Source organism: Vibrio frigidus, assembly GCF_042465995.1.
Classification (GTDB): domain Bacteria; phylum Pseudomonadota; class Gammaproteobacteria; order Enterobacterales; family Vibrionaceae; genus Vibrio.
The window spans coordinates 1-24,591 of sequence record NZ_JBCDMC010000016.1 but is presented as its reverse complement, the minus strand read 5'-3'; the positions used below and the strand labels follow the sequence as shown (position 1 = coordinate 24,591).

General features: G+C 42.4%; 20 protein-coding genes. 6 read left to right on the top strand and 14 right to left on the bottom strand.

Annotation, left to right across the window (positions count from 1 at the left end; all coding sequences use genetic code 11):
- The first annotated feature begins 1 nt into the window (after window position 1).
- Together gyrB and AACW90_RS20715 are read left to right on the top strand one after the other, a co-directional pair.
- Window positions 2-2,419 carry a DNA topoisomerase (ATP-hydrolyzing) subunit B gene (gene gyrB / locus AACW90_RS20720; protein WP_347999358.1) on the top strand — a complete coding sequence of 806 codons (2,418 nt, stop codon included), beginning with the start codon at window positions 2-4 and terminating at the stop codon, window positions 2,417-2,419.
- 361 nt (window positions 2,420-2,780) lie between these two features.
- Complete coding sequence (locus tag AACW90_RS20715) at window positions 2,781-3,218, top strand: Hsp20 family protein (protein WP_390238390.1); 438 nt, start codon at window positions 2,781-2,783, stop codon at window positions 3,216-3,218.
- A gap of 77 nt (window positions 3,219-3,295) precedes the next feature.
- On the opposite strand, the gene gntR is transcribed toward AACW90_RS20715, so the two are convergent.
- The 11 genes from gntR to tusA all read right to left on the bottom strand — a co-directional run bounded on the left by gntR (window position 3,296) and on the right by tusA (window position 15,528).
- A complete protein-coding gene (gene gntR / locus AACW90_RS20710) occupies window positions 3,296-4,303 on the bottom strand; it encodes a gluconate operon transcriptional repressor GntR (RefSeq protein ID WP_390238387.1) in 1,008 nt (335 codons plus the stop codon).
- A gap of 117 nt (window positions 4,304-4,420) precedes the next feature.
- The gene (locus tag AACW90_RS20705; protein ID WP_390238385.1) at window positions 4,421-5,059 is read right to left on the bottom strand and encodes a bifunctional 4-hydroxy-2-oxoglutarate aldolase/2-dehydro-3-deoxy-phosphogluconate aldolase; all 639 of its coding nucleotides are present in this window, start codon (window positions 5,057-5,059) and stop codon (window positions 4,421-4,423) included.
- 9 nt (window positions 5,060-5,068) lie between these two features.
- Window positions 5,069-6,871 carry a phosphogluconate dehydratase gene (edd, locus tag AACW90_RS20700; RefSeq protein ID WP_390238382.1) on the bottom strand — a complete coding sequence of 601 codons (1,803 nt, stop codon included), beginning with the start codon at window positions 6,869-6,871 and terminating at the stop codon, window positions 5,069-5,071.
- 45 nt (window positions 6,872-6,916) lie between these two features.
- Window positions 6,917-7,408, bottom strand: a complete 492-nt coding sequence (locus AACW90_RS20695) for a gluconokinase (RefSeq protein WP_390238493.1) — start codon at window positions 7,406-7,408, stop codon at window positions 6,917-6,919.
- A 30-nt stretch (window positions 7,409-7,438) separates the two neighbouring features.
- Complete coding sequence (locus tag AACW90_RS20690) at window positions 7,439-8,761, bottom strand: TRAP transporter large permease (protein ID WP_390238380.1); 1,323 nt, start codon at window positions 8,759-8,761, stop codon at window positions 7,439-7,441.
- The gene (locus AACW90_RS20685) at window positions 8,754-9,308 is read right to left on the bottom strand and encodes a TRAP transporter small permease subunit (protein WP_195704761.1); all 555 of its coding nucleotides are present in this window, start codon (window positions 9,306-9,308) and stop codon (window positions 8,754-8,756) included. The genes AACW90_RS20690 and AACW90_RS20685 overlap by 8 nt, the downstream gene beginning before the upstream one ends.
- Window positions 9,309-9,361: 53 nt before the next feature.
- Window positions 9,362-10,378, bottom strand: coding sequence for a TRAP transporter substrate-binding protein (locus tag AACW90_RS20680; protein ID WP_390238376.1), 1,017 nt, complete (start codon window positions 10,376-10,378; stop codon window positions 9,362-9,364).
- Window positions 10,379-10,614: 236 nt separating this feature from the next.
- Complete coding sequence (locus AACW90_RS20675; RefSeq protein ID WP_390238373.1) at window positions 10,615-11,865, bottom strand: valine--pyruvate transaminase; 1,251 nt, start codon at window positions 11,863-11,865, stop codon at window positions 10,615-10,617.
- Window positions 11,866-11,959: 94 nt separating this feature from the next.
- The gene (gene glyS / locus AACW90_RS20670; protein ID WP_390238370.1) at window positions 11,960-14,026 is read right to left on the bottom strand and encodes a glycine--tRNA ligase subunit beta; all 2,067 of its coding nucleotides are present in this window, start codon (window positions 14,024-14,026) and stop codon (window positions 11,960-11,962) included.
- A 2-nt stretch (window positions 14,027-14,028) separates the two neighbouring features.
- Window positions 14,029-14,949, bottom strand: a complete 921-nt coding sequence (gene glyQ / locus AACW90_RS20665; protein WP_390238490.1) for a glycine--tRNA ligase subunit alpha — start codon at window positions 14,947-14,949, stop codon at window positions 14,029-14,031.
- A gap of 330 nt (window positions 14,950-15,279) precedes the next feature.
- Window positions 15,280-15,528 carry a sulfurtransferase TusA gene (gene tusA, locus AACW90_RS20660; RefSeq protein ID WP_390238367.1) on the bottom strand — a complete coding sequence of 83 codons (249 nt, stop codon included), beginning with the start codon at window positions 15,526-15,528 and terminating at the stop codon, window positions 15,280-15,282.
- Window positions 15,529-15,779: 251 nt separating this feature from the next.
- Between tusA and AACW90_RS20655 the strand changes: the two genes are divergently transcribed.
- On the top strand, window positions 15,780-16,724 hold the full coding sequence (locus AACW90_RS20655; protein ID WP_390238364.1) for a LysR family transcriptional regulator: 945 nt from the start codon (window positions 15,780-15,782) through the stop codon (window positions 16,722-16,724).
- A 67-nt stretch (window positions 16,725-16,791) separates the two neighbouring features.
- Here the strand turns inward: AACW90_RS20655 and acuI are convergent, their stop codons facing one another.
- The 3 genes from acuI to fadB form a co-directional block, all read right to left on the bottom strand.
- The gene (acuI, locus tag AACW90_RS20650) at window positions 16,792-17,772 is read right to left on the bottom strand and encodes an acrylyl-CoA reductase (NADPH) (protein ID WP_390238361.1); all 981 of its coding nucleotides are present in this window, start codon (window positions 17,770-17,772) and stop codon (window positions 16,792-16,794) included.
- Window positions 17,773-18,106: 334 nt separating this feature from the next.
- Window positions 18,107-19,270 (bottom strand): acetyl-CoA C-acyltransferase FadA, encoded by a 1,164-nt coding sequence (fadA, locus tag AACW90_RS20645; protein ID WP_390238359.1) that lies wholly within the window; start codon window positions 19,268-19,270, stop codon window positions 18,107-18,109.
- Between the two features lie 25 nt (window positions 19,271-19,295).
- Window positions 19,296-21,467: a fatty acid oxidation complex subunit alpha FadB gene (fadB, locus tag AACW90_RS20640; RefSeq protein WP_390238357.1), complete on the bottom strand. Its 2,172-nt coding sequence runs from the start codon at window positions 21,465-21,467 to the stop codon at window positions 19,296-19,298.
- A gap of 233 nt (window positions 21,468-21,700) precedes the next feature.
- On the opposite strand from fadB, the gene AACW90_RS20635 reads away from it, so the two are divergent.
- The 3 genes from AACW90_RS20635 to hemG are packed head-to-tail and all read left to right on the top strand — an operon-like array spanning window position 21,701 to window position 24,367.
- Window positions 21,701-22,336, top strand: a complete 636-nt coding sequence (locus AACW90_RS20635; protein ID WP_390238354.1) for a YigZ family protein — start codon at window positions 21,701-21,703, stop codon at window positions 22,334-22,336.
- Between the two features lie 35 nt (window positions 22,337-22,371).
- On the top strand, window positions 22,372-23,829 hold the full coding sequence (locus AACW90_RS20630) for a TrkH family potassium uptake protein (RefSeq protein ID WP_195704771.1): 1,458 nt from the start codon (window positions 22,372-22,374) through the stop codon (window positions 23,827-23,829).
- Window positions 23,830-23,839: 10 nt separating this feature from the next.
- Window positions 23,840-24,367, top strand: coding sequence for a menaquinone-dependent protoporphyrinogen IX dehydrogenase (hemG, locus tag AACW90_RS20625; RefSeq protein ID WP_390238352.1), 528 nt, complete (start codon window positions 23,840-23,842; stop codon window positions 24,365-24,367).
- The last annotated feature ends 224 nt before the right edge of the window (window positions 24,368-24,591 follow it).

Here is a 24,591-nt window from a genome sequence, read left to right as displayed (position 1 = left end):
CATGGCAGAAAATTACGATTCATCGAGTATTAAAGTACTGAAAGGATTGGATGCGGTACGTAAGCGTCCGGGAATGTACATTGGCGACACGGATGACGGAACCGGTCTCCATCACATGGTTTTTGAAGTTGTGGACAACTCCATCGATGAAGCGTTGGCTGGACATTGTAGTGATATCATAATTATTATTCATGAAGATAACTCTGTCTCGGTAAGTGATGATGGCCGTGGAATACCAACAGAGATACATGAAGAAGAAGGTGTCTCTGCTGCAGAAGTTATTATGACAGTCCTGCATGCTGGTGGTAAGTTTGATGACAACTCATATAAAGTATCTGGTGGTTTGCATGGTGTTGGTGTATCCGTTGTAAACGCACTCTCTAAGCAAGTAGATATAACTATTAATCGTCAGGGTGAAATTCATAAGCAAACCTATCGCCATGGTGTACCTCAAGCACCACTTGCAGTTACAGGACAGACTGAAAAAACAGGTACTGTAATCCGTTTCTGGCCAAGTGAAGAAACGTTTACTAACGTTAAGTTTCACTATGAGATTTTAGCGAAGCGCCTAAGAGAGCTTTCTTTCTTGAATTCCGGTGTATCAATTAAGCTTATTGATGAGCGTGAAGAAGATAAAATGGACCACTTCTGTTATGAAGGTGGTACTAAAGCGTTTGTTGATTACCTGAATACCAATAAAACACCAATTATTCAAAAGGTGTTCCATTTCGAGACTGAACGCGATGATGGTATTACGGTTGAAGTGGCGATGCAGTGGAATGATGGTTATCAGGAAAATGTATTCTGTTTTACCAACAATATTCCACAAAAAGATGGTGGCGCTCACTTAGCTGGATTCCGTGCGGCGTTAACGCGTACATTGAATAGTTTTATGGATAAAGAAGGTTTTTCTAAAAAAGCAAAAACGTCTACATCTGGTGACGACGCTCGTGAAGGTTTGACTGCTATTATCTCGGTGAAAGTGCCAGATCCTAAGTTTTCTAGCCAAACAAAAGAAAAACTAGTGTCATCCGAAGTTAAATCGGCTGTTGAATCAGTGATGGGTGAAAAGCTATCTGAATACCTAATTGAAAACCCAGGTGAAGCGAAAATCGTCTGTGGTAAAATTATTGATGCCGCTCGTGCTCGTGATGCTGCACGTAAAGCGCGTGAGATGACTCGCCGTAAAGGCGCTTTAGATTTGGCTGGTCTTCCCGGTAAGCTTGCTGATTGTCAGGAAAAAGATCCTGCTCTCTCTGAACTATATATTGTGGAAGGGGACTCTGCTGGCGGTTCAGCCAAGCAGGGACGTAATCGTAAAAACCAAGCTATTCTTCCTCTAAAAGGTAAGATTCTTAACGTTGAAAAAGCACGTTTCGATAAGATGCTCTCTTCACAAGAAGTTGCTACTCTTATAACGGCTCTTGGTTGTGGTATTGGTCGTGATGAATATAACCCGGATAAACTGCGTTATCACAACATCATTATCATGACGGATGCGGATGTCGATGGTTCTCACATTCGTACCTTACTGCTAACCTTTTTCTATCGCCAAATGCCTGAGCTTATTGAGCGTGGCTATATCTATATTGCTCAGCCGCCGCTATATAAAGTGAAGAAAGGCAAGCAAGAACAGTACATCAAAGATGAAGATGCAATGGACCAATACCAGGTGTCACTTGCACTGGATAATGCAGAATTGCATGTTAATGCTAATGCACCCGCTATTATTGGCGAAGCGCTTGAAAAGCTTGTTCAACAGTATAATGCTGGCATGAAGTTGGTGGATCGAATGACTCGCCGTTATCCTTATGCTTTGGTACATGAATTAGCCTATGTTCCTCGTCTTACTGTTGATATGTGTCAAGATGCTGCTGAAGTTGAGGCGTGGGGTAAACATTTCGTTGAACAGCTGAAAGCAAAAGAAGTTGGTGCAAGTCAATATCGCTTAGAAGTTGAAAGGCATGAAGAGTTAAATGTTTCTTTAGCGAAAATTGTTATTCGTACGCATGGTGTAACGCATGAATACGTTATTGGTTTAGACCTACTTGCTACGAAAGAATATGATAAGTTAGCGTCTCTATCAGAGGCTCTAGACGGATTAATTGAAGAAGGTGCTTACATCAAGCGTGGAGAGCGTACTCTACAGATAGAAAGCTTTGCCGAAGCGCTTGAATGGCTGAAAAAAGAGTCTCGTCGTGGTTTAAGCTTACAGCGATACAAAGGTCTAGGTGAAATGAACCCAGATCAACTTTGGGAAACGACAATGGATCCAGATACTCGTCGTATGTTGCAGGTGAAGATTGAAGATGCTGTTGGCGCGGATCAATTATTCACAACGCTAATGGGTGATCAAGTTGAACCTCGTCGTAATTTCATTGAAGATAACGCATTGAAAGTAGCCAACCTCGACGTGTAGTATTTAAACGTCATTTTTGATTACTTAATGTAAAGAAAACACTGTCGAGAGGCAGTGTTTTTTTGTATGGCTACCTATTAAAACTGATTTAGACCCACCTGGAAAATTAACGGTTCAGAAATATAGTTACCATGGAATGTGAAATGATTACCTTTTGCCCTTGAAACCCAATTTTTAGCACTCATATATAGTTATGAAGAGACGCCGATAGGGTCTCTACATTGCTCGTCCAGAATGGAGAGCACACAATTTAACTTTGCAAATTAGACGGACATGTCCAGAAGGAATGTTTTGTTCTAACCCCTTAGATACTCCTTAAATGAGTGTATTTAAGGCTATTGCTTATTATGAGGATAGAATTATGAGAACTGTAGATTTCGCACCACTTTACCGCAACGCTATTGGCTTTGACCGTTTGTTTGACTTGATGGAAGCCGGTGCTACTAAAAACGCTTCTAACGGTTACCCTCCGTATAATATTGAACAACAAGACGAAAATAAGTACCGTATTACTATGGCAGTAGCGGGATTTGCTGACGAACAACTCGATATTACTCAAAAAGAAAATATGCTTATTGTTCGCGGAGAGCGTAAAGATGAAGAAGAGAAAAAATATGTATACCAAGGTATTGCAGAGCGCGACTTTGAGCGCAAGTTCCAGTTGGCTGATTATGTAAAAGTAGTCGGAGCGACGATGGAAAACGGTCTACTTCACGTTGACTTAGAACGTGAAATTCCTGAAGCAATGAAACCACGTAAGATTGCTATAAATGGTAATAATCTTATAGAGGGAAAGTAACCCATTCCTCTTTACGTTGAAGTAGATTAAGAGCGCCTATCGGCGCTCTTTTTAGATCGATGTTATAGGGTATAAAATTAGAGGCTTTCACCCAAAAATATTTCTGTTTCTAGTTCAATGACGGGCTCGGTAATGGGGTCCCCTGGGTTTAGGATTCTTTTTAGCAATTGTTCTGCCGCTATTTTACCAATGTCTTCCCTAGGGGTTATAACCGTCGCTAGAGTCGGTGACACTACTGAGGCAATATTGTGACCGTGAAACCCGACAATGGACATATCTTCTGGTACACGAATGCCCTGTTTTAGGCACTCGAATAGTGCACCTATTGCTAAGTCATCATTGGTGCAGTATATGCCATCAATTAATGGGTTCTTCTCTCTTGCTCGTCGAAATAGCTCTGAGCCAACGGAATAAGAGGAGGCTTGTTTGGTGCTGATAATTGTTGGTGTTAAACCTACTTCTCTAATTGTCTGTTCAAAGCCACTGATTTTTTGCTTAGTTCTCTCATCCATACGAGCAGCAAGGTAAGCGATATTTTTTCTGCCTTTTGCCAGTATTAATTTGGTGATAGTGACACTAGCAGCAAAGTTATCAAACCCTACCGCTTGTTGGAGTGGTGGGGATGCCGAATCCATGATTTCAACAACGGGGGTACCCGTTGCCTCAAGCATTTTTATTGAACGTTCAGTGTGATAACTTTCAGAAAGAATTATTCCGTCTACATTGTATGAAAGTAACGTCTCTATGCGTTTTTCTTCAGCGCTTTTACTGTAACCATAGTGAGCTAACATTGCTTGGTAGCCGAGAGGTTCAATAACGGCTTCTATACCGCGCAAAACTTTATCAAATACTTGGTTCGTTAGAGATGGAAGTAGGACGCCTATGGAATAGCTTTTTGATTTTGAAAGTATATCGGGGGCTCTATTTGGTACGTACCCTAACTCTTCAACTGCTTTTGCTATTCTTACTCCGATCGCTTTTGATACTTTATCGGGATCGCGTAGATATCGGCTTACCGTCATTTTGGTAACACCTACTTGATCTGCTATGTTTTGTAATGTAGGACGTTGTTTTTTTACAGTCATAAATTAATTAACGGATCCCTCGTGTTTTGTATCAGATCTGGTCTGTCTATTTTTAATCAATAATATGTCATTCCACTAGGTAAGTTAATCATAAAGGAGAAAAAGCCTCTTTTATTATTAGTTAGATGCGACCTTGAGCGCGTCTTTAGTTAGCTGCGTGATTCTATCCCATTGACCATTATCAATAGCATTCATTGGAAGCATCCAAGTACCTCCGACGGTTTTTACACAAGTAAGTGCTTGGTATTCACTGAGGTTATGGGCGTTAATTCCTCCTGTTGGACAGAAACTTACTTGAGATAGAGGTGCAGATATTGCCTTCAATGCTTTTGCTCCACCATTTGCTTCGGCAGGAAAGAATTTGAAGTGGTCATAACCTAAATCCATAGCATTCATAATTTCTGTCGGTGTCGAAACTCCGGGAATCAAAGGGATGTTTTGCTTAACGGCATGTTCAAGTAGCTTAGTTGCCGATCCTGGTGAGATTATAAACTGAGATCCTGCATTAACGGCGGCGTCATATTGGTCAGCAGTTAAAACGGTACCTGCGCCTACCAAGGCCTCTGGCAGTGCGGTTGTAATTGCTCTAATTGCCTCTAACGCGACATGGGTTCTTAATGTTACTTCAAATATTTTTATACCACCGTCAAATAGAGCTTTTGCCAGTGGAACGGCATCCTCAATTCTTTCAATTACCATCACTGGCACGATAGGTGAGATCGAAAATACTTCTTGTGGTGTCATTGACCAGTTCATTTTTGTTCCCTAATAAAAGATACTTGCGCCTTCTTCTGCGCTAGATATGTTTTTCCTGAATAAGTTGAATAACTCTCGACCACTACCAAACAAGTCCTGCTCGTTGTCAAAAGGTAACGAAAGTCTGTCGTCAATGTCGTTAAGTACGTTTACATGTCCAGTCTGTCCATTAACTTCTATTAGATCTCCGTCGCGAAGCTTAGAAAGCAATCCACCTTTAATCGCTTCTGGTGTTATATGAATAACTGCGGGTACCTTGCCTGATGCACCTGAAAGGCGCCCGTCTGTAAGTAGTGCCACTTTTAAACCCGCGTTCATCAGGTTTCCCATTATGGGCATTAATTTGTGTAGCTCTGGCATGCCATTAGCGGCTGGACCATTATTCCGAACCACAATGACAGTGTCTTCTTTAAACAACCCCTGTTGGTAGGCGCTCACAACATCATGTTGTGAGTTGAACACGGTCGCTGGCGCTGTGATTAATTGATCGGCAATGTCTACGGCGCTTACTTTCATTATTCCTCGCCCTAGATTACCAGATAGAACCTTTAGGCCACCTTGTGCACTAAAGCTATTTGAACAGGAAGCAATGATGTTTTTATCCATACTCTCTTTAACTTGGGAAAAGAAAATTTGATTATCACTATCCAGTTCTGGGTAGGTTAAGTAATCCAACATCGTTCCGTAGACAGGATTAGCATCCATAAATATGAGGTGTCGTTGATTTAAAATATTCATTAAACAAGGAACACCACCAGCTTGATGGAAAGCATTAATATCGGCATGGCCATTGGGGTACATTTTGACGAGAAGAGGGACGACCTGAGAAAGGTCATTTATATCGTCCCAAGTCACTATCCAACCAGCAGCCCGAGCAGTAGCGACGAGATGAATGGTGTGATTCGTACTGCCTCCAGATGCAAGTAGTGCAACTAAGCCATTGACCACTGATTTTTCATCGACAACTTTTGCCAGTGCTTTGCTCCCATAATTAGCCGTGCTGGTGGTCGCGATATGGGTTGATATTTTTTCTGTTAACTTATCTCTAAGTGGAGAATGAGGAGGGACAAAGGCCGAACCCGGTAGCATAAGTCCCATCGCTTCCATTACTAGTTGGTTAGTATTTGCGGTACCGTAGAAAGTACAGGTACCAGATGAGTGGTAAGCTTTGCATTCCATATTTTGTAGATCAGCCTTATCCAACTCCCCCGCGACGAATTTTTGTCGGGTTGTTACCTTTTCAGAATTACTTATTCCGGTAGACATGGGGCCAGTTGGAACAAAGGCCGTCGGTAAATGCCCAAAGGCGAGCGCACCGATAAGTTGCCCAGGGGCTATCTTGTCACATACACCTAGTAATAACATACCGTCGTATGTATTGTGGCTTAAAGAAAGAGCGGTAGATTGTGCAATGAGATCTCTGGAAAACAACGACAGCTCCATACCATCATTTCCTTGAGTAATACCGTCGCACATAGCGGGTACTCCACCTGAAACTTGAGCCGTATTTCCTAGCGGGGACAAAGACTTCTTAATTATCATTGGATAATTTAAATAAGGAGTATGGGCACTGACCATGTCATTGTAGGACGTTATTATTGCCAAATTTACTTTAGTAAAATCAAGGATGGCTAGTTTTTCTTCACTGGCAGAAGAAGCAACGGTGTGGGCTAGATTTCCACAAGCTAACGTTGAACGTACTTTGCCTTTCACGGCCTGGTTTTCTATTATTTTAAGATACTGACGTCGTGTTTCTATGCTTCGGTTTTTGATGTTTTTCGTTACTTCATAAATAACAGCGTTAATAGTCATTCTTTATTACCAAAAGGGCCATTGCCCCAAGTTCCACGAGTATAATTAAAGGTCAATATTTTGTAATATTTGATCAATAATTTTCTCTGGTGTGTTTGAAATATCGACGTATAGGGCTTCAGATTTACTAGGTTCAATGAGTGTATTGAATTGGCTCTCTAGCATTGAAGCACCTTTAAAATAATGACCTTTCCGTTTTTGGTGCCTTTGCCATATGGTGTCAAATTCCCCTTTTAAGTAAATAAATTGCAAATCTGGACAGTTTTTCCTTAACGTCTCTCTGTACTCTGGCTTCAGAGCTGAGCAAGCAACAACCATATTTGGTTCTTTAACTATGATGCTATTTAAAGTCTCAAGCCAAGAACGACGGTCATCGTCAGTCAAAGGGATGCCATTTTGCATTTTTTCTACATTTACGGGTGGGTGAAAATCATCACCATCATAAAACGAGATATCAAGTTTATTGGCGAGCGCTTCCCCTATGGAGGATTTACCACAGCCAGAAACACCCATAACTACATATTTTTTTGTCATAATGCTTACTCAAATATTGGACTTGTTGACAAATTATTGCCACCAAAGAGCGAGTTGTGGGAAAGCTATAACTAGGCATAAAACGCTTATCTGCAATGCTATAAACGGAAGTAATGCTGTAAAAATTTCCCCTAAGCTAATATCTTTTGGTGCGACAGATTTTAAGTAGAATGCGGCTGGACCAAATGGAGGAGAAAGAAACGCGACTTGCATGTTTAAGCAAAAGACCACACCGAACCAGACAGGATCCATACCTAGCCCGATGATGATGGGTACAAATATAGGCATAGTTAGAAGAGCAACCCCAACCCAATCCAAGAACATACCAAGCACGAATAGGATGACCATCATAATGATGAGTGTGGTCATGGCATGACCACCACTAAGTGTGAGGATAGTTTGTTCTACAAAATCGATACCTCCCATCAGGTTGTATACGCCAACGAGAGCAGATGCACCGATACCAATCCACATAATCATACCGCAGGTGCGCATGGTAGCTATGGCTGAATCTTTCACCATCGATACGTTAAGCTCACCGCGAATAGCGGCACTTATAGCAATACCAACTACACCTAGTGCGGAAGCTTCAGTAACAGAGGCAACACCGGTGTAGATACTACCTAGTACCGTTGCAACTGAAAGCAATGGAAAGAAAAGCGCTTTAAAGTAACTTGGTTTGTTTTTTGCGTCCTCGGCTAGTTCCGCGTCTGTTGGTAGTGGAGCTAGCGCAGGGTTTAATTTGCAACGTATAAGGACATACGCAATATAGAACATCGCTAAGATGAAGGCGGGTAAAAATGAAGCCTTAAACAAGTCACCAATTGAAACGGAAGCGGATAACCCATAAATAATGAGGACGATACTCGGTGGAAGCATAGTGCCTAACGCGCCACCAGCACAGGTTGTCCCTATTGCTAGTTTTCTGTCGTAGCCGAGTCTGAGCATTTGCGGCAAGGCGAGAATACCGAGTAATACGGTTTCTCCACCGATAACACCTGACATAGAAGCTAGAATAACGGCAACAATTAACGTTTGTACCGCAACACCACCACGAACTTTACGGCCAACACTCTTCATCGCGTCAAATAAGTCTTGGGCAATCCCGGAACGATCCAAAAGAGCGGCCATTAGGACAAACATGGGGACGGCTAAAAAGACATAACCGCTCACAAAACTAAACACTCTGCTGGTAATCAAGGGTAAGGCATCAACGCCAAACCAACCTAAGGTAAATACTAATGCAACTAAACAGGTAACAAAGGCAAGTTGCATCCCTGTTAATAGTAACCCTATCATTAGTGCAAGCATTAAAAGGCTGCCATAAGCAATGCCTATAGAAGATAGATCAAACATCTTTTGCTTTCCTTAATTCCTGAATTTCATTGATAAGGTGCAGAATAAATTGCACAAACATTAAGCAGACGGTGAGTAAGATGATCCCTTTGAGCAATGCAGGAAAAGGGGGATTCCATGCTGTCCCCGATGTTTCTAAGTGAAACTCGCCCCATGGTGTAAACCAAGCGCTTTCGACCATTTGAAAAGCAGCATAACTAAGTAAACCAGAAAAAATCAGGCCAGCGATATGATGGAAAATATTTAAGTAATGACGGGTTCTTTGAGATACCAAGTCGTATATCAAAACAACTCTGACGTGTTTATCTGTCGCGAGTGCATAGATACCGCCAATAGCGAACAGAGCACCACCTAAAAAGGACGCTGTTTCATGTACCCATATCGTGGGTGAGTTAAAAAGGTAGCGGCTAAGGACTTCATAAAAAGAGATAACAACGGTAAATACAAAAAATAAGCTTAGCAATTCACTTGTCTGTGCAATAAATTTATCGAGTCTGTTTTTGGGCATTTCTTCAGGTGAAGAGAGCTGAGATTTTGAGTCTTTCATAACGATTAATCCAAGAAAAGTAGGGAGGATTATCCTCCCTATATATGAGCTACTTATAGAAGCCCTGCTTCTTCTAGGTAAGAAGTAATAGAGTTGTATACTTTCTTCGCGTTTGGAGAGCCTTCTGCGTATGTTTTCCATTCACCCATTGCAATCTGACGGAATTTTTTGCGTTCAGCGGCTGGCCAATCATGAATAGTAATATCAGGATTAGCTCGTGCTTCTTTTACGGCTTTTTGATCGGCAATTCGAAGTTGAGTCGTTATATCTTGAGCAAAGTCTCGAACAGATACCGTCATGATGGCTTGTAGATCCATGGGTAGCTTGTCCCATTTCTTCTGGCTCATCGATATATCAATGGTTGGAAGAGAGTGAAAGCCGGGTTGAACTGGATGTGGTGCAATATCGTTCATTCCTGCTTTCTGGTTGGTTGAAAATACCGTGTAGTCAGCGGCATCAATAACACCTTTACTTAATCCAGTGAATACCTCTGAACCTGGAAGGTTTACTGGTGAAGCGCCTGCAGCTGCGAATACTTTCTGTACTAACCCTTCAGGTGCGCGAAGCTTTAGACCTTTGAGGTCTGCGACACTATCGATTGGTTTTTTAGAAACAAATGACTCTACACCTGTTGTTGACCCCCCGATGTATTTAACACCATATGGTGCATAAAGCTCCGTCATCAACTGATAACCACCACCATAGTTGATGTACTCGAGAAGTTGACGAGTATCAGACCAAGCTCCAACCATATTGCCGATAAGCCCAAATGCCGGGTCCTTACCAGAGAAATAACCAGTTGCCGTAATATGACCGTCTAAAACGCCCATTTTTATAGAATCTAGCGTTTCCGTGTGCTTAACGACTGCACCTACAGGTAACAGGTCAATTTCTATTCGACCTCCAGACATTTTCGAAACGCGCTCAGTCCATTCTTTCTGTACTTGGAAATTTTTGTCGCCAGATGGATCACTGGATTGGAATTTAAAAGTAAAATCTGCTGCAAGTGCTGATGTTGATATTAGTGCAACAGCAATAGCAGTAGTCAGGTTTTTTATTGTGTGTTTCATAGGGTAAGTCCTTTCATGAAATTAAGTGTTTCGGCACTATTTGTCTGAATGTTACCGGGAACATTGGAATGTTATCGGTAACATGAGGGGTAAGTCTATTACCTTGATCACAGTTTTAGATTTATTGTTTATTATGTGAACAATGTTCAACTAGGTGGGTTAAATGAAAGTGAAGATACAAAAAAAGTGGTATCTGAGTACCACTTTTGAATTCATAAGGTATGAGTATTGATCCACTACTCTTGATATGCCTTTGATACTTCTTCAGCAATGATTTTAATACCATCCCGCATACTTTGTTCATCTTGCACATAGTTCATGCGTATGCATTGGCGAGTATGCGCCCAGTCGGTGCAATCTTGTCCAAAGAAGAAGTATTCGCCTGGAATAATTAACACACCACGAGCTTTAAGTCGTGCATAAAGCTCTTTTGACGTGATCGGCAGTTCATCAAACCAAAGCCACAAAAATATAGCACCTTCGGGTTTATGTATTTTGAATCTAGGGTCTTTGATGGATGCTTTGAGCAGCTCTACAGCATGTTTTGCTTTTTGTTGATAGAACGGTTTAATGATCATCTGGCTAAGTTGTAATAAATCACCAGATTCTATCATATGGGTGCCAATGGCTGGCCCTATTCCACTAGGCGCTAAGCTTATAATACCGTTTATATTGGCAATCGCTTGAGTCACTTCTTCATTCGCGATCACTATGCCACATCGAACACCCGGTAAGCCGAGTTTAGATAAACTCATACATAGAATTGTATTCTGATTCCAGAACGGTTTCACTTCTTCGAAGATGATGTTAGGAAACGGGGTTCCATAGGCATTATCTATGATGAGTGGAATATTGTTTTTGCGCGCAAGTTCGTCCAGTTTTTCAATCTCTGTATCGGTGAGCACATTACCCGTTGGATTGGTTGGGCGAGAGGCGCATATCGCGGCAATAGAGTCATCTACTTTTAATTTTTCGAAATCAATATGGTACTTGAACAACCCGTTATCGAGTTCTGTTATTTCTGGACGATAGGAAACAAAAATATCATCGCTAAGCCCTGAGTCACCATACCCAATATATTCTGGCGCGAGTGGAAGCAGTATTTTCTTTTCTGTTCCGTCAGCATGTGTGCCTGCTAAAAGATTGAATAGGTAAAAAAATGCGCTTTGACTGCCGTTAGTTAAGCTGATGTTTTTTTCAGTAATTGGCCAGCCGTAGGTATCACTCAATAGTTTTGCTAATGCTTTTACAAAGGCGTCTTTACCTTGAGGTCCATCGTAGTTTGCCATGGCTTCAACGAGTTTGCCATTGGCGAGCATATCGCTACTGGCTTGGTGGAAGTAATCGAGCATTGCAGGGATCGCGGCAGGGTTGCCACCACCGAGCATAATAGCACCAGGGGTGCGGAGGCCTTCGTTTAGATCCCCCATTAGTTGGGTTATTCCGGAATGTCGATTAAATTTTTCACCAAACTTAGAAAATTGCATACTAGGATTTCCTGACGGTTTTAGTTTTTATTTGTTGTAGTTAAAAAAAAGCCCCGTTCTTTGAACGGGGCTTTAGGTTCAAGGGTCTACCCCGTTATTTTTGCAAAAGCGAAATGTCGGCGATTTGCAGGAAGAGGTTGCGCAGCTTGTTGAGCAACGTCAAACGGTTCTTCTTAAGGGCTTCATCTTCTGCCATTACCATGACGGAGTCGAAGAAGGTATCAACAGGTTCACGTAGATCAGCCAGTTTGCTTAATGCGCCTTGATAATCACCAGTTGCATAAGCGGGTTCAAGCGCTTCAGCCATCACTTCTACATTTTCAGCGAGTGCTATCTCAGCATCTTCTTTAAGTAGAGCAAGGTCGATCTCTTCGGATAGCTCTCCATCAAATTTAGCTAAAATATTGCCTACACGTTTGTTGGCTGCTGCCAAAGATTCTGCGGCATCTAATTCACGGAAGTGAGAAACCGCTTTAACGCGTTGATCAAAATCGGTTGGTTTTGTTGGTCGACGAGCGAGTACCGCTTGAATGATATCAACGCTAAAGCCTTCGTCTTGGTACCAAGCACGGAAGCGACCAAGCATAAACTCAATGACATCATGTTCCACATTCTTGTTCGTCAGTTTATCGCCAAATGAAGTCTTTGATTCTGCGATTAACTCAACTAAATCTAAGTTGTAGCCATTTTCAACAATGATACGCAGCACCCCGAGAGATGCACGACGTAGAGCGAACGGGTCACTGCCTTTTGGTGCTTTACCAATACCGAAAATACCGACGATAGTATCGAGCTTATCTGCCATAGAAACGGCAGAGGAGATACCAGAACTTGGTAAATCATCGCCAGCAAAGCGCGGCATATACTGTTCGTTTAGTGCTATTGCGACTTCTTCGTCTTCACCATCATGGCGAGCATAGTGCATACCCATAACACCCTGAGTATCAGTAAACTCAAATACCATAGAGGTCATCAGGTCACATTTGGCAAGAAGAGCTGCGCGAGTTGATTTTTCAACATCCGCACCAATTTGCTTAGCGATATGACCAGCCAATAACACAATGCGATCGGTCTTATCTTTAATCGTACCAAGTTGTTTCTGGAATATAGCGGTTTCCAGTTCAGGTAGGCGATCGATTAGAGGACGTTTGCGGTCGGTATTAAAGAAAAACTCAGCATCAGCAAGGCGTGGGCGAACCACTTTTTCATTACCCTCGATGACTTGACGAGGGTCTTTAGACTCGATGTTTGATACAAAGATAAACTTAGGAAGGAGATTTTTGTTCTCGTCGTAGACCGGAAAATACTTCTGGTCGCCTTTCATCGTGTAAACAAGGGCTTCTGAAGGAACGTTAAGGAATTCCTGTTCAAAAGATGCGGTTAGAACAACGGGCCATTCAACAAGCGAGGTAACTTCTTCTACTAGGTCATCGTCTAAGTCGGCAATACCGCCAACAGCTTGGGCTGCTTTTTTAGCGTCGGCAAGAATGATCGTTTTACGGGCTTCGTAATCGACCATTACTTTACCACGCTCTTCGAGAATGACCGGGTATTGATCGGCATTGTCTATCGTAAATTCAGCTTCACCCATGAAGCGGTGTCCGCGAATAGTACGACCAGATGCGACACCAAGAATGTCACCTTGGATAAGCTCGTCACCAAGTAAGATGGTTAGAGTCTTAACTGGACGAATAAACTGTGTTTCTTTGTTACCCCAACGCATTGGTTTAGCAATTGGTAGATTGGCTAACGCTTTAGCGGCTAACCCGACAACTAATTCTTGTACTGGCTTACCTTTGACTTCTTGTTTAAATAGAAGCCATTCGCCTTTATCTGTTTTTAGTCGATCGGCTTGTTCTGCAGTAATACCGTTACCACGGGCCCAACCTTGAGCTGCTTTGGTTGGGTTTCCATCAGCATCAAAAGCGACAGAAATAGCGGGGCCACGTTTTTCTACCACTTTATCCGCTTGCCCTTCCGCGAGATCACTGACTTTAAGTGCCAGTCTACGAGGAGAGGCGTACCACTTCACACCTTGGTGAGTCAGTGACGCACTTTTAAGTTCAGATTCAAAGTTGCTAGCAAACGCTTCGGCGAGTGTGCGTAGTTGCGTCGGAGGTAGCTCTTCAGTACCTAATTCAATTAGAAAATTCTTAGCCATGACTATTTCTCCTCATCCTTGTTCTTACACATTGGGAAACCCAACGCTTCACGGGATGCGTAATACGCTTCTGCTACTGCCTTAGTTAAGTCGCGAATACGAAGGATATAGCGTTGACGTTCAGTCACAGAAATAGCTTTACGAGCATCAAGCAAGTTAAAAGCGTGTCCAGCTTTTAAAATACGCTCATAAGCAGGAAGAGATAGAGGCTTTTCTAATGCTAAAAGTTCTTTACACTCTTTTTCGCATTGATCAAAGAAAGTGAATAAGAAATTAACATCAGCGTGTTCAAAGTTATACGTCGACTGTTCAACTTCGTTTTGGTGAAAGATATCACCGTAAGTGGTTTTTCCTAGTGGGCCGTCAGACCATACTAAGTCATAGACAGAATCGACATCTTGGATATACATAGCAAGACGTTCGATGCCGTAAGTTATTTCGCCAGTGACAGGTTTGCACTCAAGGCCACCTACTTGCTGGAAGTAAGTAAATTGAGTGACTTCCATACCATTTAACCAAACTTCCCAGCCTAAGCCCCATGCACCTAGTGTTGGGTTTTCCCAGTTATCTTCAACAAAACGAATATCGTGAACTAGTGGGTCTACCCCTAGTACTTCAAGAGAGCCAAGATAAAGCTCTTGAATATTATCGGGAGAAGGTTTGATGATAACTTGGAATTGATAATAGTGCTGTAGGCGGTTCGGGTTTTCACCATAGCGGCCATCTGTAGGGCGGCGTGATGGTTGAACGTAAGCGGTAGCAATTGGCTCTGGGCCAAGCGCTCTTAAGCACGTCATAGGGTGAGAAGTACCTGCACCCACTTCCATGTCTAGGGGTTGAACAATAGTACAACCTTGTGTTGCCCAATAATCCTGCAGCGCGAGGATCATACCTTGAAAGGTTTTGATATCGTATTTTTGCATAGTCAGGTTCGCGCGATTCTTCTGTCTGTTTATACCGGTCATATCTGAAGCTGCTGCTACGTTAACCGCTCTCATTCACTTAGTGTATCTAAGCTTATCAGGGGTCATTCGTTTGTTGCTTTACGGCGACTTCTACTATTTAGGGTACAGTGGAAAATAACGTCAAAGTATAGCGATATATTGTCTATGGGAGTAGACCAAATATTGTTTATTTATCGAACGAAGGGAAGATTTTTTGTATTTATTGATATTTATTATTGTTTTCACGTTAAAAAGGCTATTTTTCAACGTGAATAATAAATATAGAGTGTGGGTATTTGACGGCTAATGCTACTTGAGTCCTTTCTTTATTAAATACTCATAGGGGGCGGTTTCTGTTTGTGCTGCCAAAAGTTGATGATCCATAAAACGACAAAAGCTAGGAATATCTCTTGTTGTTGAAGGGTCATCTGCTCTAATAAACAAAACTTCGCCGTCTTGCATGTTTCTCATTGTCTTCCTGACCATCATGACTGGTTCTGGACATCTTAATCCTTCAGCTTCTAGAGTTTTGTGTGCTACAGCTGTATCGAGTGTCATTACTTCATTCTCTGTTTAATTCTTAATGCTGATAATACTGCCGGAAAAAAAATATTCAATAAAAGCTTGGCAAATGTAAAAAAAGTCGCTACATTTAATTAACAAGTGCGCAACATCATTCCAGTATGTTCTAGCACTATTCCAATTTTTCTTGGGCTTCCCCGCTGAAAGGCGGGATTTTTTTGCCTAAAGAAAAATGATTGAACCAGTGTAGTATATAAAGCAGAACCTATTGATAAGAGTAGTGTACTTTGGAACTGGAAGATATTTATCGACGCGATTTGAATTTGCTGGTGGCGCTTCGTGTCCTTATTGAAGAAAGAAGCGTAAGCAAAGCGGCATTGAGACTAAATTTGAGTCAGTCTGCGATGAGCCGCGTATTAGGTCGTTTGAGAAATCTCTTAAATGATCCATTATTCACTCGTCAGGGGCAGCAGTTACTACCCACTGAAAAAGCGTTAGAAATTGATAGCGCGTTGGGAGAGCCGCTCGAATCCCTGCGTTCTCTTCTGTCAGAGAAAGAATTTGACCCTAAAAGTTGTACGCAGTCTTTCACTATCGCGACAACTGATTATGCGATGCAGACAATATTGCCATTCGCATTACCACGTTTGTACCGTGAAGCCCCCAATGTATCACTCGACCTCTTACCTCTTCAGCACGATCAGTTAATGTACCAACTGACCACTCAAGGGGCAGATCTTGCGATTTGTCGACCCACAAGCTCAATCGATTCATTGCATAGTGAGATACTCGGAAGGGTAGGCGTGTTTTGTATGGTATCGAATTCACATCCTCTAGCTGACTCTGAACTGACTCTTGATGATTACCTTCGTTATCCTCACGCTACGATAGCAATAAGTGATGGTGTGAAAGCACTAATAGATCAGGCTCTAAAAGATCAACCAGCGAGAAAAACCGTAATCCGTGCATACCATTTAGAGGCGGCTCTGGCAGTAATCGACACCATCCCGCTCATTATAACGGTCCCAGCTGACCTAGCTTATCTGGTTGCGGAAAGGTACAACTTGGTTATTAAGCCACTACCATTTGAATTTATACCATTTGAATATTCGATGATCTGGCACCCTAGATGTGAGCATTCACCAGCTCAGGAGTGGTTAAGGAACCTTCTAAAAGAAGAGTGCGGAAAATTAATTGCTAAACGGGTAGGAGATTTGGGATTAGAGGGGTAGTTATTTACTGTGAACATAACAAGGTGCTACGTCCACAGTAAACACAAATTTGACCAGTACTATAGGCTTATAGCTTGATCACGACACGACCAGTTACTTGACCATTGGTAATGTCTTCTGCATATTTTGGTGCTTCTTCAAGTGAGATTTCAGTACAAGCTTGTTCAAAGTAGCTTTCGGGTAGAAGCTTGGTCAGTTTATCCCAAGCCGCAATACGCTTCTCTAGAGGGCAAGATACAGAGTCAATACCTTGTAGACGAACGTTACGCAGGATAAATGGCATTACTGTCGTTGGCAGATCAAAGCCACCCGCCAATCCACAAGCAGCAACCGCACTATTGTAATCCATTTGCGCCAATACCTTGGCAAGCACCTTGCTTCCTACGGTATCAACGGCGCCAGCCCAAATTTGCTTTTCTAATGGGCGGGCTGGTTCTTCAAATTCAACGCGATCGATTATTCGGTTAGCGCCTAATTTCTCTAGTAATGGTCCGTTTTCTTCAACACGTCCAGTAACCGCCGCGACTTTATAGCCAAGTTGAGCGAGTAATGTGACGGAGACAGAACCGACACCACCGCTTGCACCTGTAACCAGTATTTCTCCATCTTCTGGTTTTACATCTGCATCAATCAGTGCCTGAACACATAACATGGCGGTGAAACCTGCTGTACCGACCATCATCGCTTTTTTACTATTGAGGCCTTTAGGTAAAGGAACAAGCCAATCCGCTTTTAAGCTGGCTTTTTCTGCCATACCACCCCAATGATTTTCTCCAACCCCCCAACCCGTAAGAACAACCTCATCGCCTTCTTGATAGCGAGAATCATCAGAGCTGATAACCTTGCCCGCAAGGTCTATACCGGGAACCATAGGGAAGTTACGAATGATTCTGCCTTTGCCTGTAATCGCTAGCCCATCTTTATAGTTTAAAGATGAGTAATCAACCGCAATTAAAACCTCCCCTTCAGGAAGTTGTGTTTCATCGATCTGCTCAACAGCAGCAAGTGTGCGTTTGTCTTCTTGTTTTAGAACTAAAGCGTTAAACATGGTTGTCTCCATAAGGATAAGGGGTGGCAGGATGTAATCTAATTCGACTATGAAATTATGACATGAATTGTAGAACTATCCACTCTATGACAAAAATGAAACATTATCATTCTCGATATGCAATCTATGCATAGTTAAGCGGAAGGATGACTTTATATCGTTATACGTAAAAAAAAGAGCGATGATTAATCGCTCTTTTTTATATGTTCAATACCTATATTACGTTGTGTAAGTATTTGATCAGCAATGGGCATGAATGCACATTGCTGTCTGCTCCGTTACATCTATACGGGTAGCGGGTTACTTTTCCAGACTGATATACGTTGTTTGCAAACTAGACCCTTTCAAAGACGGTTGCAATACCTTGGCCTAGACCTATACACATGGTCGCCAAACCAAACTGAGCATCTTGTGTTTCCATCAGATTGATCAGCGTAGTTGATATACGCGAACCAGAGCAACCTAGTGGATGGCCTAATGCGATTGCGCCACCATTTAGATTGATTTTGTCATCGACGACATCAGCCAACCCAAGGTCTTTAACACAAGGAAGTGATTGAGCGGCGAAGGCTTCATTTAGTTCTATTACACCAAGGTCTTGCACGGAAAGTCCCGCGCGCTTCAGTGCTTTTTGTGTCGCAGGAACGGGACCATATCCCATAATGGATGGATCACACCCCGATACTGCCATCGAACGAATACGTGCGCGGATAGGAATGCCGAGTTCTTTGGCTTTGTCTTCACTCATAACTAGCATCGCGGAGGCGCCGTCAGATAAAGCAGAAGAAGTCCCCGCGGTTACGGTTCCGTTGACAGGGTCAAAGACGGGGCGAAGTTTAGATAACCCTTCAACGGTTGTCTCTGGGCGAATGACCTCATCAAAGTCTAGTTGAATCAGAGATCCATCTGCAGCATGGCCTTCCGTCGGTAAAATCTCATTTCTAAATCGGCCTTCAACCGTCGCGGCCTGTGCTCTAGCATGTGAACGTGCCGCAAATTCATCTTGTTGTTGACGGCTGACACCATGTAATTTACTTAGCATTTCCGCCGTTAAACCCATCATGCCTGCCGCTTTTGCTACATTTTTAGATAACCCTGGGTGAAAATCGACACCATGATTCATTGGTACATGGCCCATATGTTCAACACCACCGATTAAGCAGATTTCAGCATCACCTACCATAATGGCGCGGGAAGCGTCATGGAGTGCTTGCATAGATGAACCACATAATCGGTTTACCGTAACTGCACCAATCTGTTTAGGTAAACCCGCTAATAGTGCGGCATTACGAGCAATATTAAATCCTTGCTCTAATGTTTGCTGTACGCAACCCCAATAAATATCTTCTATTTGATTTGGATCGACCTTAGGGTTTCGAGCCAAAATACCTTTCATTAAATGCGCCGAGAGATCTTCTGCTCTAACGTTGCGAAATGCACCACCTTTGGAACGACCCATCGGTGTACGAAGACAATCAACAATAACAACATTATTCATTGTGAGATTCCTTTTCCAAAAGTGATTAAAGTGAGCCAGTTTGTTGAGCTTGGTAGAATACGCCATCGTTTTCTGCCATATCTAATAGCATTTGAGGGACTTCATAGAGTGGGCCCAATGCTTTGTATTGCGCCGCCATTTCAACATAGTGTTTTGCTCCAATACTGTCTATATAGCGGAATACACCACCTCTAAATGGAGGGAAACCTAAACCATATATCAAGGCCATATCGGCTTCTTGTGGTGACGCAATAATGCCTTCTTCTAAGCAAAGCACGACTTCGTTAATCATAGGAATCATCATTCTTTGGATAATTGTGTCATCATCAAAGGCTTGTTTATTCGCACAAACAGATTCAAGAAGTGGCAAAACATCTTCAGATAATGATTTTTTAGGTCTACCTTTTTTATCGACAGAGTATGCGTAGAAACCATGACCATTCTTTTGGCCAAATTTGTTGGCTTCAAAGAGTGCCCCTATAGAGTCTTTACCTTGTTTTGACATTCTTTCTGGAAAGCCCTGAGCCATAACTTCTTGTGCATGATGAGCAGTATCAATTCCCACGACATCAAGCAAATAAGCGGGTCCCATTGGCCAGCCAAATTTCTTTTCCATCACTTTGTCTACTTTAGTGAAGTCTGCCCCATCTTTTAGGAGTGCACTAAACCCACCGAAATATGGGAAAAGTACGCGGTTGACAAAGAAACCCGGACAATCATTAACAACAATAGGGGATTTGCCCATTTTTGCTGCATAAGCCACAACACGATTAATCGTCTCTTCGGATGTTTTTTCACCGCGAATAATCTCTACCAATGGCATACGGTGAACGGGGTTAAAGAAATGCATCCCACAGAAGTTTTCTGGGCGTTTAAGTGATTTGGCAAGTAGGTTGATTGGTATCGTAGAAGTATTGGAGGCGATGACGCTATCTTCTGATGCGTATGCTTCGACTTCGCTCAATACGAAGGCTTTAATTTTAGGGTTTTCAACAACGGCTTCAACAATAATGTCGGATTGTTCAATGCCTGCGTAATGAAGACTCGGTGTAATAGAAGAAAGAATACCGGTCATCTTGAAACCGTCGATACGACCTCTTGATAGCTGTTTGTTTAGTAACTTTGAGGCTTCTTTCATACCTAAATCAAGTGAGGCCTGAGCGATATCTTTCATCATCACGGGTACGCCCTTGAGCGCGGATTGGTAAGCGATACCACCGCCCATAATACCAGCGCCAAGTACCGCTGCTCTTTCTGTCTTTTTATTTGCAGATTTTGCGGCCTTTTTGGCAATCCCTTTTATGTGTTGATCATTTAAAAATAATCCAACAAGGGATTTAGCTTCTTCCGATTTTGCCAGTTTGATAAAGTGTTTACGCTCGATATCTAATGCGGCATTTCGGCTACAGGTAGCGGCTTCTTCTATTGCTACCACCGAGGTTATTGGTGCAGGGTAATGTGGTCCCGCTTTTTGTATGACTAAGCCTTTTGCCATTGTAAAACTCATCATGGCTTCTAGCTTACTTAGTGTTAACGCGGAGGTTTTTTGTTTACGGCGAGCCTGCCAATCGAGTTGTTCATTTTTTGCCTGAGTAATTGTGTTAATTGCCGACTCGAGTAGCGCGTCTGTATCAACAACCGCATCAAGCAAACCTATTTTAAGCGCGTCATCAGCGCGTTTTGGCTTGCCTGTGGTAATGAGTTCCATCGCTGTATCAGCACCAACCAAACGAGGCATGCGAACAGACCCACCAAACCCAGGCATAATGCCTAGCTGTGTTTCTGGTAAACCTATGCTTGTGGTTTTGTCACCAATACGAAAATCTGTAGCCAATACGCACTCGCATCCACCACCTAGAGCGTAACCCTTTATCATTGAAAGGGTGGGGACGGGTAGATCTTCTAGTTTGTTGAAAATACTATTTGCATACTGCACCCATTGATCGAGCTCTTCTTCTGGTTTAGCGAACAAACCTAAAAACTCCGTTATATCGGCGCCCACAATAAAAGTATCTTTATCTGAACTTAGAATGAGACCAGTTAAGCTTGAGTGATTTTTAAGGGCATCAAGAGCTTGATCGAGTGATTCTAGCGTTCCTAAATCAAGTTTGTTCACTGAGGCGGGTGCACAAAAGCTCAACTCGGCAATGCCGTCGTTCAATTCTCTTACCTGTAGGGTAGTGGCTTGGTAAATCATTATCTTTCTCCGTAAAAAAGCAATGCGTATTTGCTATCGAGAGTCCATTTCTTATTTATTCTTGCTCTGTTTGACAAAATTCTGGTTTGACCAGATGATTGATTTTGAACCACTGAAATCAAAATATCAACAAAATTCAAACAAGCGTTTAACATTTGTGATGTTGGTTTTTTGGTATAGGTGGGTTTTTATCGTGATAGACTAGTTAAATTAGTACGTTAGATAAGTTAAAGATGAACGACCAACCGTATCGAATTCCAGCCGAGTCCGTTGAGTTTGAAGAAGAGATTAAAAAAAGCTTTTTTATTACTCAACTTGCTCATGCACCTACAATAGAAGCGGCCAAGAGCTTTATTGAAGAGGTAAAAGGAAAACACTCTGGTGCTCGACATCATTGTTGGGCGTTTGTGGCTGGCAGAGCTGATGATTCAATGATGTGGGGCTTTAGTGACGATGGTGAGCCGTCAGGCACAGCAGGTAAGCCAATCTTAGCTCAGCTTAGTGGCTCAGGTGTGGGCGAGATGGTTGCAGTCGTTACTCGATACTCTGGAGGAATAAAGTTAGGAACCGGGGGATTGGTTAAGGCATATGGTGGTGGCGTACAGCAAGCACTTAAACGACTTCAAACTCTAGAGAAAAAAATCAACACTCAGTTGCAACTAAGGTTAGACTACTCGTTTATGCCCCTATTAAAAAATATAATGGCGCAATATGAAGCGTCGGCTTTGAATACAGAGTTTTTTGAACAGATTGAGATGACATTAGAAATAGAAAAGCGACAGGTTTCGGACTTTACGCTAAGTGTCATCAATAAAAGTGGTGCGAGGATTATTGTTTCTCAAGATACCGCCACCCCAATGAAAAGATAACTAGGAAGTTAGAAGCTCAGCTTCATAATGCAAATATGCAATTTCGTTCAATTATCCGCATAGTCGGCTTGTTACTGGCCTTATTCAGTATATCTATGTTAGCGCCAGCATTTGTTGCTTTGGTCTATCGGGATGGTGCGGGTGTTCCATTTGTCAGTACCTTTTTTGTTTTGTTGTTTTGTGGAACGGCATGTTGGTTCCCCAATCGTAGACACAAAAAAGACCTAAAAGCTCGCGACGGCTTTCTTATCGTTGTCCTTTTTTGGACCGTTATAGGAAGTGCTGGCGCGTTACCTTTTCTCATATCTGAAGATCCAGCAATCACCGTTACCGATGCCTTTTTTGAATCTTTCTCTGCTTTAACTACTACGGGCGCGACGGTTATCGTTGGTTTAGATGATCTACCCAAAGCAATCCTATTCTATCGCCAGTTTTTACAGTGGTTTGGTGGGATGGGAATAATCGTGCTAGCGGTAGCGATACTTCCTGTTCTAGGTATTGGTGGAATGCAGCTTTATAGAGCAGAAATACCTGGGCCAGTTAAAGACAGTAAGATGACTCCGAGAATCGCAGAAACAGCTAAAGCGCTTTGGTATATTTACCTGAGCTTAACCTTAGCCTGTGCAGGTGCATTCTGGCTTGCAGGTATGAGTGCATTTGATGCTATTTGCCACAGCTTCTCAACGATTGCTATTGGTGGGTTCTCAACCCATGACGCTAGTATGGGGTATTTCGACAGTCATGCTATCAATATGATTACGGTGGTATTCCTGCTTATTTCAGGTTGTAACTTCTCTTTGCATTTTGCTGCTTTCTCTTCAGGTGGGGTGCATCCTAAGTATTATATTAAAGATCCAGAATTTAGAGCGTTCTTCACGATCCAAGCAATACTGTTTCTGATTTGTTTTCTTCTATTGCTGATGCACCAATCTTATATCTCTATATATGATGCCTTTGACCAAGCATTGTTTCAGACGGTATCTATCTCGACTACCGCCGGGTTTACCACGACGGGCTTTTCTGAGTGGCCTCTATTCTTACCCGTGCTGCTGTTATTCTCTTCTTTTATAGGAGGGTGTGCAGGATCTACAGGTGGAGGAATGAAGGTAATTCGCATCTTATTACTTACCTTGCAAGGCTCCCGTGAAATTAAGCGACTGATCCACCCTAGAGCTGTGTTTACGATAAAGCTTGGGGACAGTGCATTGCCACAGCGAGTGGTTGATGCGGTATGGGGCTTTTTCTCTGCATATGCATTGGTATTTGTTATCTGCATGTTGGCCTTGATCGCAACGGGTATTGATGAACTCAGCGCTTTTTCTGCCGTTGCATCAACATTGAATAACCTTGGTCCTGGACTAGGAGACGTTGCGTTACACTATGGTGATGTCAATGACAAAGCCAAATGGGTATTAGTCGTGTCCATGTTATTTGGTCGACTGGAAATATTTACTCTATTAATTTTATTCACGCCTACCTTTTGGCGTAGTTAAGGGAAAGTCAGTGGAAAAAATCCTTTTTTTATATGCGACAACCGATGGTCAGACTGTCAAGATCTGCCAACATATTCAAAATGAGCTACCAGAGTTTGAATGTGAGTTTCAAAATCTCGACGATAAAGCAGACGTCGACTTTGCCGCTTACAATAAGGTCGTTATTGGCGCATCTATTCGCTATGGGCATCTGAGTAAAAACCTTTACCGTTTTATAGGGCGTAACTTAAAAGCGTTGAACCATTATAAAGTCGCCTTCTTTTGCGTAAACCTAACCGCTCGTAAGGAAGACCAAGGTAAAGATACACCAGAAGGGAGCGCTTACATGCGTACCTTCCTAAAAAAATCACCTTGGACACCAAAACTACAAGGTGTATTTGCGGGCGCCCTTCGTTATCCCAAGTATAAGTTCATCGATAGAGTCATGATTCAACTCATTATGAAAATGACGGGGGGAGAAACGGATTCTAGTAAAGAGATTGAATACACTAACTGGGATAAAGTTACGAAATACGCCCAATCTATTAAAGAAATGTAAACAAAACTCGTCTTTTTACCCCTTATTGAGTCAATTTTGTTCGAATAGAAATTAAATTCGAAAAAAGTGCAAAAAGGGGTTGCCAATGTGATTCATGTCTCTATAATGCGCCTCACTGACACGGTAGAGCCCACAAGGCTTTGCGGATAAATCAGTAAGACGAGCAGCTTGAAAAAGCCTTCGAAATTAAAATGAAAAAGTATTTGACTCTTCACTTTAAATCG

Bases quoted from the DNA above. Each gene is read 5' to 3' on its own strand.
- gyrB (WP_347999358.1), top strand. From the start codon at position 2: ATGGCAGAAAATTACGATTCATCGAGTATTAAAGTACTGAAAGGATTG.
- AACW90_RS20715 (WP_390238390.1), top strand. From the start codon at position 2,781: ATGAGAACTGTAGATTTCGCACCACTTTACCGCAACGCTATTGGCTTT.
- gntR (WP_390238387.1), bottom strand. From the start codon at position 4,303: ATGACTGTAAAAAAACAACGTCCTACATTACAAAACATAGCAGATCAA.
- AACW90_RS20705 (WP_390238385.1), bottom strand. From the start codon at position 5,059: ATGAACTGGTCAATGACACCACAAGAAGTATTTTCGATCTCACCTATC.
- edd (WP_390238382.1), bottom strand. From the start codon at position 6,871: ATGACTATTAACGCTGTTATTTATGAAGTAACGAAAAACATCAAAAAC.
- AACW90_RS20690 (WP_390238380.1), bottom strand. From the start codon at position 8,761: ATGTTTGATCTATCTTCTATAGGCATTGCTTATGGCAGCCTTTTAATG.
- AACW90_RS20685 (WP_195704761.1), bottom strand. From the start codon at position 9,308: ATGAAAGACTCAAAATCTCAGCTCTCTTCACCTGAAGAAATGCCCAAA.
- AACW90_RS20680 (WP_390238376.1), bottom strand. From the start codon at position 10,378: ATGAAACACACAATAAAAAACCTGACTACTGCTATTGCTGTTGCACTA.
- AACW90_RS20675 (WP_390238373.1), bottom strand. From the start codon at position 11,865: ATGCAATTTTCTAAGTTTGGTGAAAAATTTAATCGACATTCCGGAATA.
- glyS (WP_390238370.1), bottom strand. From the start codon at position 14,026: ATGGCTAAGAATTTTCTAATTGAATTAGGTACTGAAGAGCTACCTCCG.
- glyQ (WP_390238490.1), bottom strand. From the start codon at position 14,949: ATGCAAAAATACGATATCAAAACCTTTCAAGGTATGATCCTCGCGCTG.
- tusA (WP_390238367.1), bottom strand. From the start codon at position 15,528: ATGACACTCGATACAGCTGTAGCACACAAAACTCTAGAAGCTGAAGGA.
- acuI (WP_390238361.1), bottom strand. From the start codon at position 17,772: ATGTTTAACGCTTTAGTTCTAAAACAAGAAGACAAACGCACACTTGCT.
- fadA (WP_390238359.1), bottom strand. From the start codon at position 19,270: ATGAATAATGTTGTTATTGTTGATTGTCTTCGTACACCGATGGGTCGT.
- fadB (WP_390238357.1), bottom strand. From the start codon at position 21,467: ATGATTTACCAAGCCACTACCCTACAGGTAAGAGAATTGAACGACGGC.
- AACW90_RS20635 (WP_390238354.1), top strand. From the start codon at position 21,701: ATGAACGACCAACCGTATCGAATTCCAGCCGAGTCCGTTGAGTTTGAA.
- AACW90_RS20630 (WP_195704771.1), top strand. From the start codon at position 22,372: ATGCAATTTCGTTCAATTATCCGCATAGTCGGCTTGTTACTGGCCTTA.